We start from the raw sequence: 2,497 nt of genomic DNA, 5'->3' as shown, positions 1-2,497 counted from the left end.
CGACGAGCGCGAGCCGCGCGAGGATCGCGGTGGCGAGGGCTCGGCCGACCAGGGTCAAAAGCGCCGTCGCCGGCGCCGTTCCCGCAAGCCGCGCCAGGATGGTGGCGAGGGCTCGACCCCGTCTTCGTCCGCACCACAACCGCCCGCCGGCGAATAACGCCCGCGAGCGGATTTAGCCCGCCTTGCCCCGAGCGCATCGGGGTATCATAGCGCCGGATCAACAACCCTCCCTGCGACCGAATGTAGGGAGGGTTGTGTCTTGAAGAGCCATCTGAACATATTGAGCTGTCTGCAGGGTGCCGGTGCCCTACCGTTTGCGGACGAATTACTACCGTTTGCCGATCGGGTGGCACGCGAGGCGCTCGAGGCATTGTCGCCAACACGATGTGCCGGCTGCGAGCGCGCCGGTACGCTTATTTGCCAAGACTGCCTGGCTGCGCTCACGCTCATCGACCCACGTCATAGCTGCACCCGATGCGGCGCCCCGTTTGGGGATTTGCTGTGCACTGAGTGTTCGGTCGAGGGCACGTCCTCGGCAATGGCGGAGGCGCTCGACCGCTGCCTGGCGTGCGCCGTCTATGCGCATCCGCTGCCGCGCATCATTAAAGCGTACAAGGATGCGGGCGAGCGACGTCTGGCTCCGTATCTGGCGGAGCTGCTCTACGACACCGCCCTGCATGCCCAGGTCGTAGCGCCCGAACGCTTAGGAGGTGTGCTGTCCGGTGCGGATGCGGTGGTGTTTGTGCCTGCGACGGCGGCAGCGTTTCGGCGGCGTGGTTTTGATCATATGGAGGCTATTGCGCGCCCATTTTGCGAGCTGTCGGGTGTTCCCCTGCTCGATGCTCTCGTCAAGTACGGGCATGGCGACCAGCGCGAACTCGGTCGTGAGGAGCGCCGCGAGCGTGCCCAAGGCATGTACGAGACGGTTGAGGATGTGCGGGGCAAGTGCCTGCTGCTTATCGACGACGTTATCACCACGGGTGCGACGATGGCCGCGGCTTCGGCTGAACTCAAGCGCGCCGGCGCCGCAGCAGTCGATGGCCTCGCTATCGCACGCGTTTGGTAGGGGTGGTTTTGTGGCAGTAAAGATTGAGCGGTGCAACGAGCCGACAGGCGAACAGCTAGCGGCTTCCGTAATCCTAACAGGCGCCTCGGCGCTACGCATGATGCGCGCCGAGCGCCGACAAATGGGTTACATCAGCTGGAGGGACCTCGATCCCGATGAAGAGCGCCGTGTGCTGTGCACGTCGTCGCCCTCGACCGAGGACATCTATCTTCCCGACTTGGTGCGGATTGGGGCCGCAAGCGGCGAGGTGCAAGAAGATCTTTGCTTGCTGGTGGGATCTGCGGCGCAGCGCCGCCGCATGCCTGGCGTGGGCTGGTCCGTATGCTCTGGGTTGCCCGCCGGCTCGATTCTAGAGGTGGAACCGGGGGTGTACAGTCTATCTCCCGAGGCCCTTTGTGTTGCCGTCGCCCACGAGGTCGGTTGTATCCAGGCATTTGCCCTGGCCCAGGAGCTGTGCTCTAAGATTTCGCTGAGCGACCGCGGGAAGTATCTGCCTCCCTACACCTCGCCTGTTACGAATAAACTTGCAAAGGACAAGGACCAGCCAGCAGACGTGGGCTACTTTGAAGTCGAGCCGGCGCTGACGCCCGATCGCCTGGCAGATTACCTTGCGGCATGCAAGGGGAATGTGGCCAAACAGCTGCAGCGTCTGTGTCCCTATCTTTCGGAAAACCTGCTCTCGCCCATGGAGTGCATCATGCTCGCCCTGTTTTCGCTTCCGTTTTCCTATGGCGGGTTTGCCTGCGGACCTTTTAAGACCGACTACAAGGTCGAGTTCGATGACCGTGCGCAGGCAATCTCGGGGATGCCTCATGCAGTTTGCGATGCGTATCAAGAGGCAGCCCGGTTTGACCTGGAATACAACGGTGAGCTGGGCCATTCCTCTCGGAGGGGACGTATCCATGATGAAAAGCGCAACACGGGCTTGATTACTATGGGAATCGAGGTCGCGACGGTCAACAACGAAATGCTCTGTGACATGGAAGCGATGGAAGCGCTCGCATGGCGCATCCACCAGCGTATGCGAAAGCGGTACCGGAATCGTGTCGATGCCCGCAGGAAGAAGCAAGAGGCGTTGCTTAACACGCTGCGGGCGTGTTTTGGGCTTAAGCCGGTCTAATTCACGTCGAAAATAGGGGGTTAATCATATGCCCTGGCCAAAATATGGCAAATATGAGTACTGTCACTAAATCAGTAACAGCAAAATCAAGGAATTTAGGACTCGGAGGCGTCATAAAGTAAGAAGATAATAAACAAATGTAGAATAACTAAGCATCAGGTTGGCGACACTGAGCGCAAAATCTGTCCGAGAGGCCAAAAATGCCTGTTACTAAATTGGTGACAGTACTCATATTTGCCATTTTTTGGCCACGGCACCCTAAGAAGGGTGTCCCGGAGGTAGCGCGCAGAGATGTGGTGTAAGAGGCGGGG

Annotated in this window: 2 protein-coding genes; both read left to right on the top strand. The window is 59.8% G+C overall.

Annotation, left to right across the window (positions count from 1 at the left end; all coding sequences use genetic code 11):
- The first annotated feature begins 259 nt into the window (after positions 1–259).
- Positions 260–1,066, top strand: a complete 807-nt coding sequence (locus DWX39_RS10665; RefSeq protein ID WP_233508938.1) for a ComF family protein — start codon at positions 260–262, stop codon at positions 1,064–1,066.
- A 10-nt stretch (positions 1,067–1,076) separates the two neighbouring features.
- On the top strand, positions 1,077–2,186 hold the full coding sequence (locus DWX39_RS10660) for a hypothetical protein (protein ID WP_117759925.1): 1,110 nt from the start codon (positions 1,077–1,079) through the stop codon (positions 2,184–2,186).
- Positions 2,187–2,497: the final 311 nt, after the last annotated feature.

It is taken from the genome of Collinsella sp. AF19-1LB, assembly GCF_003459655.1.
Lineage (GTDB): Bacteria > Actinomycetota > Coriobacteriia > Coriobacteriales > Coriobacteriaceae > Collinsella.
Note: the sequence above shows the minus strand (reverse complement) of the source record. Positions and strands in the feature narration are given on the sequence as shown.